The organism is Subtercola lobariae (assembly GCF_014640255.1).
Lineage (GTDB): Bacteria > Actinomycetota > Actinomycetes > Actinomycetales > Microbacteriaceae > Subtercola > Subtercola lobariae.
On sequence record NZ_BMGP01000003.1, the window covers coordinates 166,657 to 180,548 of the forward strand.

General features: G+C 65.7%; 12 protein-coding genes, 2 tRNA genes and 2 pseudogenes. 3 read left to right on the plus strand and 13 right to left on the minus strand.

Annotation, left to right across the window (positions count from 1 at the left end):
* Positions 1-174: 174 nt before the first annotated feature.
* Positions 175-248, plus strand: a tRNA-Ile gene (locus IEX24_RS08795).
* A 124-nt stretch (positions 249-372) separates the two neighbouring features.
* On the opposite strand, the pseudogene IEX24_RS08800 reads toward IEX24_RS08795, so the two are convergent.
* Both IEX24_RS08800 and IEX24_RS08805 read right to left on the minus strand, forming a co-directional pair.
* Positions 373-1,572, minus strand: a pseudogene (locus IEX24_RS08800) (glycosyltransferase); the annotation flags it as partial.
* 10 nt (positions 1,573-1,582) lie between these two features.
* Positions 1,583-2,500: a DMT family transporter gene (locus IEX24_RS08805; RefSeq protein WP_229715189.1), complete on the minus strand. Its 918-nt coding sequence runs from the start codon at positions 2,498-2,500 to the stop codon at positions 1,583-1,585.
* A 60-nt stretch (positions 2,501-2,560) separates the two neighbouring features.
* Between IEX24_RS08805 and def the strand changes: the two genes are divergently transcribed.
* On the plus strand, positions 2,561-3,133 hold the full coding sequence (gene def, locus IEX24_RS08810) for a peptide deformylase (protein WP_188677007.1): 573 nt from the start codon (positions 2,561-2,563) through the stop codon (positions 3,131-3,133).
* Between the two features lie 170 nt (positions 3,134-3,303).
* Here def and IEX24_RS08815 read toward each other — a convergent pair.
* The 9 genes from IEX24_RS08815 to IEX24_RS08855 form a co-directional block, all read right to left on the minus strand.
* Positions 3,304-3,376: transfer RNA gene (locus IEX24_RS08815), tRNA-Asn, on the minus strand.
* Positions 3,377-3,437: 61 nt separating this feature from the next.
* Positions 3,438-4,475, minus strand: a complete 1,038-nt coding sequence (locus IEX24_RS08820; protein WP_229715190.1) for a D-isomer specific 2-hydroxyacid dehydrogenase family protein — start codon at positions 4,473-4,475, stop codon at positions 3,438-3,440.
* A complete protein-coding gene (locus IEX24_RS08825; protein ID WP_188677013.1) occupies positions 4,472-4,699 on the minus strand; it encodes a hypothetical protein in 228 nt (75 codons plus the stop codon). The genes IEX24_RS08820 and IEX24_RS08825 overlap by 4 nt, the downstream gene beginning before the upstream one ends.
* Positions 4,696-5,505 (minus strand): ATP-binding cassette domain-containing protein, encoded by an 810-nt coding sequence (locus IEX24_RS08830; protein ID WP_188677016.1) that lies wholly within the window; start codon positions 5,503-5,505, stop codon positions 4,696-4,698. Before IEX24_RS08830 ends, IEX24_RS08825 begins: the two co-directional genes overlap by 4 nt.
* 60 nt (positions 5,506-5,565) lie before the next feature.
* Positions 5,566-7,518 (minus strand): DNA primase, encoded by a 1,953-nt coding sequence (dnaG, locus tag IEX24_RS08835; protein WP_188677019.1) that lies wholly within the window; start codon positions 7,516-7,518, stop codon positions 5,566-5,568.
* A gap of 8 nt (positions 7,519-7,526) precedes the next feature.
* A complete protein-coding gene (locus tag IEX24_RS08840) occupies positions 7,527-8,903 on the minus strand; it encodes a deoxyguanosinetriphosphate triphosphohydrolase (protein WP_188678123.1) in 1,377 nt (458 codons plus the stop codon).
* Between the two features lie 115 nt (positions 8,904-9,018).
* Positions 9,019-10,209, minus strand: a complete 1,191-nt coding sequence (gene dusB, locus IEX24_RS08845) for a tRNA dihydrouridine synthase DusB (RefSeq protein ID WP_188677023.1) — start codon at positions 10,207-10,209, stop codon at positions 9,019-9,021.
* A gap of 60 nt (positions 10,210-10,269) precedes the next feature.
* Positions 10,270-10,512 (minus strand): hypothetical protein, encoded by a 243-nt coding sequence (locus IEX24_RS08850; RefSeq protein WP_188677026.1) that lies wholly within the window; start codon positions 10,510-10,512, stop codon positions 10,270-10,272.
* Positions 10,509-11,267: a DsbA family oxidoreductase gene (locus IEX24_RS08855; protein ID WP_188677028.1), complete on the minus strand. Its 759-nt coding sequence runs from the start codon at positions 11,265-11,267 to the stop codon at positions 10,509-10,511. Before IEX24_RS08855 ends, IEX24_RS08850 begins: the two co-directional genes overlap by 4 nt.
* 107 nt (positions 11,268-11,374) lie before the next feature.
* On the opposite strand from IEX24_RS08855, the gene IEX24_RS08860 reads away from it, so the two are divergent.
* Positions 11,375-11,860, plus strand: coding sequence for an aminoacyl-tRNA deacylase (locus IEX24_RS08860; protein ID WP_188677031.1), 486 nt, complete (start codon positions 11,375-11,377; stop codon positions 11,858-11,860).
* A gap of 40 nt (positions 11,861-11,900) precedes the next feature.
* Here the strand turns inward: IEX24_RS08860 and IEX24_RS08865 are convergent, their stop codons facing one another.
* The gene (locus IEX24_RS08865) at positions 11,901-12,707 is read right to left on the minus strand and encodes an isoprenyl transferase (RefSeq protein WP_188677034.1); all 807 of its coding nucleotides are present in this window, start codon (positions 12,705-12,707) and stop codon (positions 11,901-11,903) included.
* 239 nt (positions 12,708-12,946) lie between these two features.
* Positions 12,947-13,663: pseudogene (recO, locus tag IEX24_RS08870) on the minus strand (DNA repair protein RecO); the annotation flags it as partial.
* Between the last annotated feature and the right edge of the window lie 229 nt (positions 13,664-13,892).

Consider the following 13,892-nt stretch of genomic DNA (forward strand, 5'->3'; position numbering starts at 1 on the left):
ATCTATGAAGACCAGCCACCGATACGTTAGTTGCCGTGAAGCAACCAGTCAACTCCTTAATGATGTTTCGTCGACAAATTATCTGAAGAGAAGTGCTGCGACTCGCCGATGCACGACTGAAGCAGCCGAGCCTGTATCGTTGACGTGCGGTGACAGCACCCTCGGAGCCGCTCAGGGGCGTTAGCTCAGCTGGTTAGAGCAGCGGACTCATAATCCGTCGGTCGCGGGTTCAAGTCCCGCACGCCCCACCTCAGGTTCGAGAAGTGTCACGCCGTCGGCGTCAACCGCTCCAGAAACGGCCGCAGCGTCGTGCGCCTCGAGCGCCTCGGCAGCGAGTTCGGCGTCGATCGCCGCAACGTCGACCTCTGAAGCACCACGGTACAGCTGCTCGAACGTGCGGATGGTGCGCTGCAGGTCGTGCGCTTCGATGTATTTCAGCGACGCGCGCTTGAACGCGTCGAGCTCGTCTTGCGGCAGCCGTAGCAGGTATTCGAGCTTGTCGGCGAGCTGCTGAGCATCGCCGGGCTCGAAGAGAAACCCGTTCTGGCCGTCTTTGACCAGGTGCGGCAGCGCCATTGCGTTCGCCGCGACCACCGGAAGGCCCGAGGCCATCGCCTCCATGGTGGCGATGCTCTGAAGCTCAGCGATCGACGGCATCGCGAAGACAGTGGCCCGGGTGTAGGAGGCACGCAGTTCTTCTTCTGTCACGTAACCGGTGAAGTGAACGCGGTCGGAGACGCCGATGGCCTTCGCCTGGTGCTCCAACTTCTGCAGCAGGTCTCCCCCGCCCACGATGTCGAGCTTCACGTCGAGGTCGGCAGGCATCAGGCTGATGGCCTTGATCAGCACATCGATCTGCTTTTCACCGGTGACCCGGCCCACGAAGAGAATGCGGTTCTCGGTGCGCGGCGTGAAGTCGGGAGTGTAGTTCAAGGCGTCGATACCGCACGAGATGGCCAGAACACCGTCGAGGCCGGTGTACTTCTCGAGAAATTCGGCGGCGCTCTGAGTCGGTGTGGTCACAACATCCGCTCGCCCGAACGTGCGCTTGGCTGCGCGCCAGGCCATGCCGACGGCCTTCTCTTGCCACGACTTGGGCAGCAGGGTGAATTCGAGCAGGTTTTCAGGCATGAAGTGGTTCGTGCCGATGATGCGCACTCCGCCACGTTTGCGGGCGGCGATAGAGAGGCCCCGGCCCACGATGATGTGCGACTGAAAGTGCACCACGTCGGGGTCGACCTCAGCGAGAATGCGGTCGCTGTTCTTGTTGATGAACCACGGCTCTGACCAGCGCAACCAGTCGTGCGGGTACCAGCGAAAACTGCGCAGGCGATGCACCGTGATGTCTTGGCCGTCGTACTCTTCGACCCACGTGCCGTGCTTGCGAGACGCCGCGGGCGCGACGACATGCACATCGTGGCCCCGGGCAGCCATGCCAGAGGCGAGCCGCTGCGAAAAGCGCGCGCTGCCATTGACGTTGGGCGAGAAGGTGTCGGCACCGATGACGATCTTCAGGGGCTTCGCGGGGCCTGCCGACGTGCTCGCAGGCGATTTACCGGAAGTATCTGACAAGTGTGGGCTCCTAGTGCTCGCTCTGAGGATGGTATTTGGCCAGACCGAACACACCAAGTATCGCCAAGATTCCCGTCAATACAAAGCCGACAAGCGCAAGTGGCGGAGCTTGCGAAGCTTCACCGAGCACGACGATGCCGATTCCGACGGCCACGATCGGGTCGATGACGGTCAGGCCGGCGATCACCAGATCGGGTGGGCCCAGGGTGTAGGCCGCCTGAATGAGGTACGCGCCCGCGGCTGAGCCCGCGATCATCCCGAGCAGACAGACCACGGTGAGCCACTCGATGTCGCCCTGCTGAAGCCTGCTGATGACCACCTTCGCAAGGGTCGCCACGAAGCCGTAGAGCACGCCTGCGCCCACGATGTAAGCGACCGCCTTCATGCGCTTTCGAAAGAGCACGAACGCAATGACGAACACGACTAACACGATGCCCATGATGCTGGCGATCGTTTCGAGCTGCTGGTCGCTCACCGGCGTATCGACGGCGCTGAAGGCCGCGATGATGACGAAGAGCCCCACTCCGCCGACGCACATGATGATGGCGATCACGGATGCCCGGTTGAGCTTCGAGTGCGACACCCTCGAATTGAGAACCGCCGTGATGACCAGCGCGACAGCGCCCAGGGGTTGAACCACGATCAGCGGCGACAGGCTGAGCGCTACGAGCTGAAGCACGATGGCCGCGCCGAGCATGAGCGTGCCGAACACCCACGAGGGCCGGCTGAACAACGCGCCGAACTGACCGAGGTCGAGCCCGCCGCTCACCTTGCGCGTGCTGCGGGCCTCGACCTTCTTGACGCCGCTGTGCTGGAGTTGCGCCCCGAAGGAGAGAAACACCGCACCGAGAAGTGCAACAGGAATGCCGAGAAACTGCGCGGGATTCAGGCTCAACTCTGCGCTGAGCATCTGGAGTTCGGCGGACACCCGTTGACAGTATCGTGGTTTGCTCGCAGTCAGGTGGGAGCCACACCATAGGCTTGTCGAATGGCCGTTCTTCCCATTCGCATTTCAGGCGATCCTGTACTTCACTCCCCCGCTCTGCCTGTGTCTGAGTTCGACGCCGAGCTGCGAACGCTCGTCGCCGACATGATCGACACCATGCACGAGGCGCCAGGGGTGGGCCTCGCCGCTCCACAAGTCGGCGTGCCGAAACGCATCTTCGTCTTCGAGTTCACCGACGCTGACGAGGTGAAGCACAGCGGCACCGCCATCAATCCGGTGCTGCTGATCAGCCCGCCGCCGGTCGCCGACGCCGACGAGACGTCTGACGCCGAGGGCTGCCTGTCGTTTCCCGGGGAGCGCTTTCCGGTGATTCGCTCGAGTACGGCGTTGCTGCGGGCGGTCGATCTCGACAACAAACCGTTCGAGATCGAAGCCACCGGCTGGCTCGCGCGCATCTTTCAGCACGAGTACGACCACCTCGACGGGTACCTGTACATCGACCGCCTCGAGTTTCCGTACGCCAAGGCCGCCGCGAAAATCGCTCGCAAACGTAGCTGGGGCAGCCCAGGCAAGAGTTGGATGCCCGGGGTCGACACCTTCGACGGCGGCGCGTAGCCCCGTTCATGCCCCCGGGTGAGCCCACTAGCCCAATTTGAGGCCGTTGTACCGGGCTCGAATCGGCGTAACGGCCTCACGGGCACCGCGCGTGCCACAGGCGCGACGTGCGCCGCGGGCGCTGCAGATACAAAAAAGGCCGCCGGGGTGGAGCCCTGACGACCTTTTCGCTCCCCGACTTGGACTCGAACCAAGAACCTGCCGGTTAACAGCCGGCTGCTCTGCCAATTGAGCTATCGAGGAATACGCTGAAACAGCTTCGCTACATTATCACGAAATGCCAAGCGACTAAATCGAGCGGCCGTCAATACCCGGCCTTCGGGTCGACGATGCCGACGAATGCGCCGTCTCCCAGCAATGCTGCCACATTGTCGTGGAGCCGCTTCGCGAGCAGGGGCGCAGTCATCTCGGGCGTGTCGGCGGAGTGCGACGTGATGATGACGTTTTGCGCCCTCCAGAGCGGATGCCCGGCCGGCAGTGGCTCCGGATCAGTGACGTCGAGCCCCGCCCCCGCGAGTGCTCCCGAGTTCAGGGCCGTGACCAGCGCATCCGTGTCGACGAGGCCACCGCGGGCGATGTTCACGAGGTAGGCGGTGGGCTTCAGTAGCGCGAATTCAGCGGCGCCGAAGAGATTTTCGGTGCCCGAGGTCAGGGCGGCGGCGAGCACGATAACGTCGGCGGTGGGCAGTACGGCTCGCAGAGCATCCGTCGTAACCGTGCGTGTCGCGCCCGCAAGGGGGGTGGCCTGGCGTCGCACGACGGTCGTCTGAACGCCGAACGGAGCGAGCAGGCGCAGAAGTTCGACGGCGATGCCTCCTGCGCCCACAATCACCACGTGGCGGCCGTAGAGCGACTCGCCAGTCGACGTGGTCGCCCAGCTGGTGGCTCGTGCGCGCTCGGCAAGGTGCCGCATTACGGCAAGGGTCAGCGTCAGGGCGTGTTCGGCCACGGGTTGCGCGTAGGCGCCTTTCGCGCTGGTGACGAGCAGGCCCGGGCGGCTGTGGGTTGCGAGCAGTTCGGAGAACGAGTCGACCCCGGCCCAGGGCAGTTGCAGCCACTGGATGCCCGGGTGGCTCTCGAGCACACGACCGAGTTCGTCGGCCGAACCCGAGTCGAGCCAGACCAGGCCGCGCGTCGCGTCAGAAAGTGGAGCGACCTGCCCACCAGCTGCTTCGATGGCGTCGACGAACAGGGCGCCCGCGACGGGCAGCACCGCGATGGGCCCGGGTGTGGGGCGCACGGCCTCGGCGAGTGGTGTGGCCGGGCTCGCCAGCACGGCCTCGTGCTGGGCGGGCTGAGAGGCGGCAGCGCTCACCGGGCGATCGTAGTCAGAGGTGCTCACGCTGCGCCCCTGACGGTCGGTGGCCATGGCGTGCGGTCGCTGGCGCTGCTCGCGCTGCTTCTGGTTCTGGTGGCGCTGGTCGCGCCTCTGATGCTGCTACTCGTTCCGATGGTGCCGCTGCTGGTGCCGCACGCGCCGCTGGTGTCGCTCGCGCTGCTCGTTCCGATGGTGCCGCTGGTGTCGCTCGAGCCACCCACGATCATCCACTCACCGGCGGCGCTCACGCCCGCTTGCCGTAGGCCTTCGCGAGCCCGGCCACGTACGGGTGCCGCGGGTCGCCGAGCACCTCATCGATGGTGCCGAGCCCCACGACCACCCCTTCGTGCAAGACGACAATTCGGTCGACCGAGCGGCGCAGCACGTCGAGATCGTGGCTGACGATGAGGGCCGTCGCGCCGCGCTCGCGCTGCAGCTTCGCAATGACGTCGATCACTGGCCCGCGCACCGAAACGTCGACTCCCGCGGTGGGCTCGTCGGCCACCAGAAAAACGGGGTCGAGAATCAGCGCCCGAGCGATGGCAACGCGCTGCCGCTGGCCGCTCGAGAGTTCGTGGGGCAGTTTCATTGCCGTTCCGTTGGCCAGCAGCAACGCGTCGAGCAAAGTCGCGACGCGCAGGCTGGCGTCTTTCTCGCTGAACCGCTTATCGCGCGAGAACAGCGGCTCGGCTACCGATTCAGCGATGGTCATGTTCGAAGTGAGCGCACTCGAGCTGTCTTGCGGCAGGTAACCTACCCCGAAGGTCAGCCGATTGAGTTTGCGGCCGCGCACGCCCTTGCGCAGGTCGTAGCCGAGTACGCTCAGCCCACCACCCACGATTCGGGCAGTGGATTCACGGGGCCCGCTGCTGGCCTGGGCCGCAGCCACGCGGGCGAACGTCGACTTGCCTGAGCCACTCGAACCGACCAGCCCCACAATTTCGCCCGGCTCGATTCGCAAGCTCACACCACGAACGGCGGTGTACGCCGGGCTGACGCTGTGGGCTGGGTATTCGATGGTGACGTCTGACGCCAACAGCACGGGGTCACTCATGCTTTCGAGCCTAACAAGCAGCGTTCGCTTCGCCGGCCATGCGTCGATCGTGTCAGCACGTCAGTCGACATGAATGGCGCGGCGGTCTGCCTCGAGCTGCATGAGTTCACGCTGCAACGCTCGGTAGGCATCGGGGTCTGCGGCATGATCGGCGCGTTGCAGCTGACCGAGCACTTCTTCTTTGCGGCGCACGAGGTGACGCTCGATGAGCGATGAGGTGACCCGCCGCAGATACACGTCGAGTTCGCGTTCGGGCCGCTCGGGTATGGGCGCCACAGCGAGCTGCTCGACGAGGCCTGTGTACTGCGGAGCAATCGACTCCGAGATAGTGCCCACCCAGTCTGGCCGGTCGTACGCGTCGATCGACAGCGCGATAGCGTCTCGCACCGCGGCAAGCGCGGCGTTGCTGTAGCCGACTCCGGATGCCCGCACCAAGAGATCTCGCCCGACCGACGTGGGGTACTGCAGCATCGCCATCAGCGCGTCACGCTCAAGACGTACTGAGGTGGTGCTCGGCAGCGAGGTCAGCGACACCGTCGCGACGGGCGCTGGAACAATCGTGGCCGGAATGAACTCTTCGGTCGTACCTCGCGTACGAGCGCCGGCGTTTCCCGCTGCTGCACCGGCACCGGCACCTGAAGCGCCGGCAGACCCGCCAGGCCCACCGCCGGCGCTACTACCGGAGCCGCCACCCGTGCCCCCACTCTGCGAAACGGCGCGCGACACCTCAGAGATGTCGACGCCGAGCAGGCGCGCAAGCTCGCGGGTGTAACCCGGGCGCAACGCGGGGTCGCGGATATCGGCCACGACCGGCGCCGCATCTCGCAGCCCTGCTGCGCGGCCCTCGACTGTATTGAGGTTGTAGTTGGCGAGCTTCTGCTTGATGACGAATTCGAACATCGGCTTTTTCGAGGAGATGAGTCTGCGCACCGCGTCATCTCCGCGATTGAGACGCAGATCGCACGGGTCGAGGCCGTCAGGCGCCACCGCTACGTAGGTTTGAGCCGCAAATCGTTGCTCTTCGCTGAAGGCGCGCATCGCGGCCTTCTGACCGGCAGCGTCGGGGTCGAACGTGAAAACGACCTCACCGAGCCCAGTGGTGTCGTCGCCGAGAATGCGGCGCATGACCTTGATGTGTTCGACGCCGAACGACGTGCCGCAGGTCGCGACCGCAGTCGTAACGCCCGCCAGGTGACAAGCCATCACGTCGGTGTAGCCCTCGACCACCACCACTTGGCGACTGCGCGAGATGTCACGCTTGGCGAGGTCAAGACCGTAGAGCACTTGCGACTTGTGATACACCGGCGTTTCGGGAGTGTTGAGGTACTTCGGCCCTTTGTCGTCGTCGTAGAGCCGCCGTGCCCCGAAGCCCACGGTCTGGCCGGTCTGGTCTCTAATCGGCCAGACGAGTCGGCCGCGAAATCGGTCGTAACTGCCGCGTTCACCAGTGGAGGTCAGCCCCGCCGTGCTCAGTTCTTCAGCCGTGTAGCCCAGAGAGCGGAGGTGCTGGCCGAGGTTGTCCCACCCCTGGGGAGCGTAGCCCACGCCGAAACGCTGAGCAGCGGCCGCATCGAAGCCGCGTTCGCCCAGAAACTGCCGCCCGGCATCTGCACCCGCCGTCGTCAGCTGCTCGGCGAACCAGAGGCGCGCGGCCTCGTTCGCGGCAAGCAATCGGGCGCGATTGCTGTGATCGCTGGCCTGACCGCCGTCTTCGTAGTGCAGCTCGTAGCCGATTTGAGCGGCGAGGCGTTCGACGGCCTCGGCGAAGGTGACGTGGTCGAGCTTCTGTAGAAAGGTGAAGACGTCGCCGCCCTCACCGCAGCCGAAGCAGTGGTAGTAGCCCACCTGAGGTCGAACGTGAAAGCTGGGTGAGCGCTCGTCGTGAAACGGGCAGAGCCCTTTCATCGAACCGATTCCGGCGCTTTTCAGGGTGACGAATTCGCCGACGACATCGGCGATGTTGATGCGCGCGCGAACCTCGTCGATGTCACTGCGCCTGATGCGGCCTGCCATGGGTGGGGTTACGACTTTTCTCGGTGGTGAACGGTGGTTGGCGTCGCGGCTGTCTGCGCGTGTGACGGTGCAGTTGTCTGCGCGTGTGCCGTCGCGGTCGACGGCCTGGTTTTCGTGGCCGTTTCGGCGACGAGCCTCCGGTGCCACGACAACGCTGACTGGTCGGTGAGGCTAGCCACCTGGTCGACGATGACACGCTTCTTAGCGGCATCGTCAGGGGCCGCGGCCCAGTCGCCCGCAAACGCAGCTTCGAGATGCTCGGCTTCGGTGGCCAGCAACCGTTCGGCGAGCTCGACGAGCAATGCCCGCTGGGTGCGGTAGATGGGCTTACGTTTTGTGCTCGACATCACGAAGGCCGCCACGATGCCCTTCAGCACAGCGATCTCGGCAGCAACGCCCCGCGGAACTACCACGTTTGCGGAGTAACGAATGAGGCTCGCCTGCGCGTAACTCTCCCGCGTCGCCTGGGTTGCGGCGCCGGCGAACCGACCGATCAGCTGGCTTGTCAGGTTCTTGAGCCGAGCCTGCGCGAATCGACCGCCGTCGTAACCCTCGAGCCAGACATCGAGCGAGTCGAGGCGATCGAAGGCGGCGATCAGCTCAGCGTGACTGAACGAGCCGCCCACCCACGAATGCATGCTGGTGACCAGCGCTTCGTGGTCGACCCGGCCGCCGAGTGCCGGCACGTCGATATAGCCGTTCAGCACGGCGTCTTCGAAGTCGTGCACCGAGTAGGCGATGTCGTCAGAGAGATCCATCACTTGGGCCTCGATGCACAGCCGCCCGGCGGGCGCTTCGCTGCGCAGCCAGGTGAACACGGGCACATCGTCGGCATAGACGCCGAACTTCTGCCTGCCGCTTGCGTCGGTCACCGAGTCGGCGGCAGACCACGGGTATTTACAGCTCGCATCGAGGCTGGCGCGGGTGAGGTTCAGACCGTACCCGTGCCCGTCTGGCCCGAACACCTTGGGCTCGAGCCGGGTCAGTATGCGCAGGCTCTGCGCGTTGCCTTCGAACCCGCCGATGTCGTCGGCCCACTCTGAGAGGGCTCGTTCGCCGTTGTGCCCGAATGGTGGATGCCCGAGGTCATGTGCAAGGCACGCAGTGTCGACCACGTCGGGGTCGAGCCCGAGGCTCGCCGCCAATTCACGCCCGACCTGAGCGACCTCGAGCGAATGCGTGAGCCTGTTTCGGGCGAAGTCGAGGTCTGCCGCCGGAGAAAGCACCTGGGTCTTGGCGGCGAGCCGCCTGAGCGCACCCGAGTGCAGCAGGCGTGCCCTGTCGCGCGCGAAGTCGCTGCGGCGCGAGTAGTGCTCTTCGGGCAGCGGCCGCTCGGCGTCGAACGCGGTGTAGTCGTCGAGCGCCTCGGCGCCTGCGCTGGTCATGCTCGCGTCGGCCGAACTCGTTGCGCTCAGATCACCCGCGCTCTCAGCAGCCCCGCGCTCAGCAACCACGCGCGTTTCGAATGCCCCGGCCGCGGCACGCCCGACGACACCCGCATCAGCCACCGCTGTGCTCCAGCTCTGCGCCCGCCAGCTCGGCGAGTTCGGGCTGGTCGAGCGTGCGCGACGCCAGCCAGTTGTTCGGCAACGCCGGGCGCTTCGGGGTGCCGGCTCGGCCGCGTGGGCCTTCGGCGTCGGCCCCGGGGTACGGCAGTGTGGGGTCGAGGGTGCCGAGCAGAGCATCCATCTCGGCCAGCGAACTGACCATCGCCAGCGCGGCCCGCACCTCGTGGCCCACCGGGTAGCCCTTGAAGTACCAGCCCACGTGCTTGCGAATGTCTCGGCAAGCGCGTTCTTCGCTGTCGAAGAAGTCGACGAGCAACTCGGTGTGCCGACGCAGTGCCGTCGCGACCTCGCCGAGTGGCGGGTGCGCGCGGGCCGCCAGCGCCTCTGCCTCGGTCAGCTCGCCGCTCCGAACGCGGAAGGCTGCCGAGAGATCGCCGAACAACCACGGCCGGCCAAGGCAACCGCGCCCGACGACCACACCGTCACAGCCCGTCTCGTCGACCATGCGCAGCGCGTCGTCGGCCGACCAGATGTCGCCGTTGCCGAGCACCGGAATGCTCGTGATGGTCTCTTTGAGTGTGGCGATGGCCGACCAGTCGGCGTGGCCGGAGTAGAAGTTGGCTGCCGTTCTGGCGTGCAGCGCGACAGCGGCAACCCCGGCGCCCTCTGCGGCCCGCGCGGCCTCGAGATAGGTGAGATGGGTGTCGTCGATTCCCTTGCGCATCTTCACGGTGACCGGAATTTCGCCGGCTGCACCCACGGCGGCCTCGACGATGCCGCGGAACAGATCGCTCTTCCATGGCAACGCGGCACCGCCACCCTTGCGGGTCACCTTCGGCACCGGGCAGCCGAAGTTCATGTCGATGTGGTCGGCCAGGTCTTCGGCAACCAGCATGGTGACCGCTTCACCCATCGTCTTCGGGTCGACACCGTAGAGCTGAATAGACCGGGTGGTCTCTGAGGGGTGGTGCGTAATGAGTCGTAACGACTCGGGCGTGCTCTCGACCAATGCACGCGAGGTGATCATTTCGCTGACATACAGCCCCGCGCCGTATTCGCGGCAGAGCCGCCGATACGCCGTGTTGGTGATGCCGGCCATGGGCGCGAGTACAACGGGCACATCAAGAGTGATGGGCCCGATAGCGAGGCGAGGCGCTGTCGTGAGCGCGGTTGGAGAATTCATTGGTCTAATTCTCCCAGAGTTTCGGAGCAGACGAGCCGGCGTGAGCCCGTCGGTGCAGAACTACTTCGAGCGCACCGCTGTGGAGGACGAGTCTTGTGCGCGGTTCTCAGCTGCTGAGCCGGCCGGAGCAGCGACGGGAGCAACACCCACGGCGGGCACATCGCAGACACCATCGATGCCGCACACCGCGCCCTCGGGCCCATCCACGGCTCCCAGCATCTGAAACACAGGGGACGCAAACCCGACAGCCTGCACTTTCGAACCGCCTTTCAAACCGGCTTGCGAATCAGCCTGCGAGCTCATCGCGCCTCCCCCACGCCAGCGGCATCCGCAGCGGCATCCGCATCGGCATCGGCATCGGCCCCGAATACAGCGTCAGCCGCCGCCTCGGCGGCACGCTCCCCTGTGATCTGGGTCAGCACCTGGGCGAAGGTCGCGGCATCCTGAGCGCCCGACACCCCGTATTTGTTGTCGAACACGAAGAACGGCACGCCCTGAATACCGTACTCGATGGCCTGCGCTTGGTCGGCGCGCACCGCATCGAGAAATTCGTCGGCCTGAAGCGAGCGCAGAACGTCGTCGCGGTCGAGCCCGACCTCGGCGGCGAGGTCAGCGAGATCGTCGTCACGGCCGACGTGCTTGCCCTCCTCGAAGTACGCCTTGAGTAGGCGTTCTTTCATCTCGAGCTGAAGGCCGTGCGCCTTTGCGTAGTGAATGACTTGGTGAGCCTTCACCGTGTTGGTGTGCTTGAGTGCGTCGAAATCGTAATGCAAGCCCACCGATTCGGCGATGCCAGTGATGCGCTCGAGCATCTGCGCGGTCTGTTCGGGCGGCAGGCCCTTGTGCTGAGCGAGAAAATCAGTCTCAGATCCGTCGAAATCGACCGGAGTCTCTGGCGAGAGCTCGAAGCTGTGGTACTCGACCTGCACCGGAACGGCACTGCCGTCAGCACTCGCGGCCGTGTACTCGACGATGCCGTTCTCGAGCTTGCGCTTGCCCACGTAACACCAGGGGCACGCGACGTCTGACCACACGTCGATCTTGATTGCATCACTCACAACAGAATCATTCACACCAGTGGCAACGGGCGCCGCGCTGGTGATATTCCCGAACTCGGTCGCCGGCACGGGAATGGTGAGGCACGGGCATCCGGTTAGATGGTGTCATGACGCTCACCGGTACAGAACGAGTCGAAGTGGATGCCCGCGAGCGCGGCCTCGCCATCGAAATCGTTGAACGGCCCGCCGCCGACAGCCTCGAAGCGGCCGCCGCACTGCTCGGCCTCGAACCGTCGGCCGTGATCAAGTCACTCGTGGTGAAGCGGCACGATGGCGACTACCTGTTCGTGCTGACGCCCGGAGACCGCCAGATCAGCTGGCCGAAACTGCGCACCCTGCTCGGTGTGAACAAGCTCTCACTGCCCTCTGCCGACCTCGCCCTCGAGGCGACGGGCTACGAACGCGGAACCATCACCCCGCTCGGCAGCCTCACCGCGTTGCCCGTCTTCGCTGACGAACGGATGCTCGGAAAGCAGGTCGCGCTCGGCGCGGGCGAGCACGGCCACAGCTTGCTCGTCGACGCCGACGCCCTCGTCGCCGCTTTCGGAGCGACCGTCGCTGACATCACGGAGCCCCTCAAACCGCGCCACTGACAAACCGCGCCGCCTGACCGCCGCGAGCGTGGCCCCAGCGCTAAGCCGAGGTCGGCGCGTCGACGGCACCACCGAACCGGCGGGTGCGGCCGGTGTAGTACTCGATGGCCTCCCAGAGGTCTGTGCGGGTGAAGTCGGGCCAGAGCCGGTCGAGAAACACCATTTCGGCGTAGGCCGACTGCCAGAGCATGAAGTTGCTGGTGCGCTGCTCTCCTGAGCTGCGCACGAAGAGGTCGACGTCGGGCAGGTCGGGCACGTATAAGTGCTTCTGAATGAGCTTCTCTGACACGCTCGATGGTTTCAAACGCCCGGCGGCGACCTCTGCCGCGATGTGCTGTACGGCATCCGTCAGCTCGTTGCGGCCGCCGTAGTTGACGCACATGGTGAGTGTGAGCGTGGAGTTCGCCGCGGTCAGCCGTTCTGCGAACTGCAGCTCGTTGATCACCGATGCCCACAGCCTCGGCCGGCGCCCCGCCCAGCGCACCCGAACGCCCCATTCGTTGAGCTGGTCGCGGCGGCGGTGCAGCACGTCGCGGTTGAAGCCCATCAAGAAGCGCACCTCGTCGGGCGATCGCTTCCAGTTCTCGGTCGAGAACGCGTACACGCTGAGGTGTTTCACGCCGATTTGAACGGCGCCGGCCACCACGTCGAGCAGCGCGGCCTCGCCGGCCTTGTGGCCCTCGACGCGGGTCAGGCCGCGGGCGTTGGCCCAGCGGCCGTTGCCGTCCATCACCACGGCGACGTGCTCGGGCACCTCGCCGCGCGGAATCTCGGGCGGATACACCCCCGTGTAATCGAGCGGCTTGAAGTCGACTGCGTCGCGGTGGGTCTTGCCTACTCGGCTCATGCGGTGGTGCTTTCGGTGGGGGTAGCGGAGGGGGCGGCCACGGAGAACGCAGGCCCCACGGGGGTAGCAGCAGAGAACGCAGGCCCCGCGGGGGTAGCAGCAGAGAACGCGGGCCCCGCGGGAGTGGCAGCAGACGCAGGACTCACGGGCCGAGCTGGGGTACCCGTCGCCCGTGCTGCTTCAACGGCCTGGCGGGCGAGCTGCGCCTCACGCAGGGTGTGGATGGTCGAATTACTCCGATCCACGTGCTGCAGCGATCGCAGCCCCCGCTCGAGGTGCCACTGCGTATACGCGGCCACGATACCGCTCGCCTGCGACCGAACCCGTTCTGCGGTGGAGTCTGCCGAAGCCCAGTCACCCGAAAGAAGCGCCCCGAGCAACCCGAGCGTGGCGGCATCGAGCCTCGGGGTGCCGGGAGGCGCATACTCATCGCTCACCACACCGCCCAGCTGCACCACGAACGCCGAGTGCGGCCCCGGCACGCCTGACACGGCGCAATCGAAGAAGCTCGGCGCCCAGCCGGCCATCGACAGCGCACGCAAGAGGTACGAATCGAGTGTCAGGCTCGAGCCGTGCTCGCCGCGCGACAGCGACCGCAGAGCACCGACCAGCAACAGGTATTGCTGCTGCGTCGCATCTGCTTCGGTCAGCTTGTCGGCCGTTTCGACCATGGCACTCGCCGCGGTGTAGCTCGCGTAGTCGGCCGAGATCTCGGCGCCGTACGAGGCGATGGTCTCGGCCTGCGTGATGGTGTCGAGGGTGCGCCCCTCGAAGAACTGAACGTCGGCCACCATGAAAGGCTCGAGCCGCGCGCCGAACTTCGACGCCGTGCGCCGCACGCCCTTCGCCACCGCGCGGATCTTGCCGTGCTGCCGCGAGAGCATCGTCACGATGCGGTCGGCCTCACCCAGCTTGTGGGTGCGCAGCACAACGACGTCATCACGGTAAAGGGGCACCCCTCTATTATCGCTGCCTCCCCCGACGCTGCTCCGGATGCCCGGCCGGCCAGCCGCGCCGCACTCCGCGTTCCGGCCGCCGAATTCCGACCCGCAACTTCACTCTTCACCTCGCGTCGCTGCGGAGGTTGCGCAAAGGCACCTCCGAGCGCGAGCAGAGGTGCTTTCGCGCAACGACACGCCGAGCGAATGCGCGCGGCGTCACCGGCGACTGACGCGAAGCTCGAGA

Excerpts from the sequence above, each read along its gene's own strand:
- IEX24_RS08865 (WP_188677034.1), bottom strand. The coding sequence starts at position 12,707 with ATGAGCCGAGTAGGCAAGACCCACCGCGACGCAGTCGACTTCAAGCCG.
- IEX24_RS08850 (WP_188677026.1), bottom strand. The coding sequence starts at position 10,512 with ATGAGCTCGCAGGCTGATTCGCAAGCCGGTTTGAAAGGCGGTTCGAAA.
- dusB (WP_188677023.1), bottom strand. The coding sequence starts at position 10,209 with ATGAATTCTCCAACCGCGCTCACGACAGCGCCTCGCCTCGCTATCGGG.
- def (WP_188677007.1), top strand. The coding sequence starts at position 2,561 with ATGGCCGTTCTTCCCATTCGCATTTCAGGCGATCCTGTACTTCACTCC.
- IEX24_RS08830 (WP_188677016.1), bottom strand. The coding sequence starts at position 5,505 with ATGAGTGACCCCGTGCTGTTGGCGTCAGACGTCACCATCGAATACCCA.
- dnaG (WP_188677019.1), bottom strand. The coding sequence starts at position 7,518 with ATGGCAGGCCGCATCAGGCGCAGTGACATCGACGAGGTTCGCGCGCGC.
- IEX24_RS08840 (WP_188678123.1), bottom strand. The coding sequence starts at position 8,903 with ATGACCAGCGCAGGCGCCGAGGCGCTCGACGACTACACCGCGTTCGAC.
- IEX24_RS08860 (WP_188677031.1), top strand. The coding sequence starts at position 11,375 with ATGACGCTCACCGGTACAGAACGAGTCGAAGTGGATGCCCGCGAGCGC.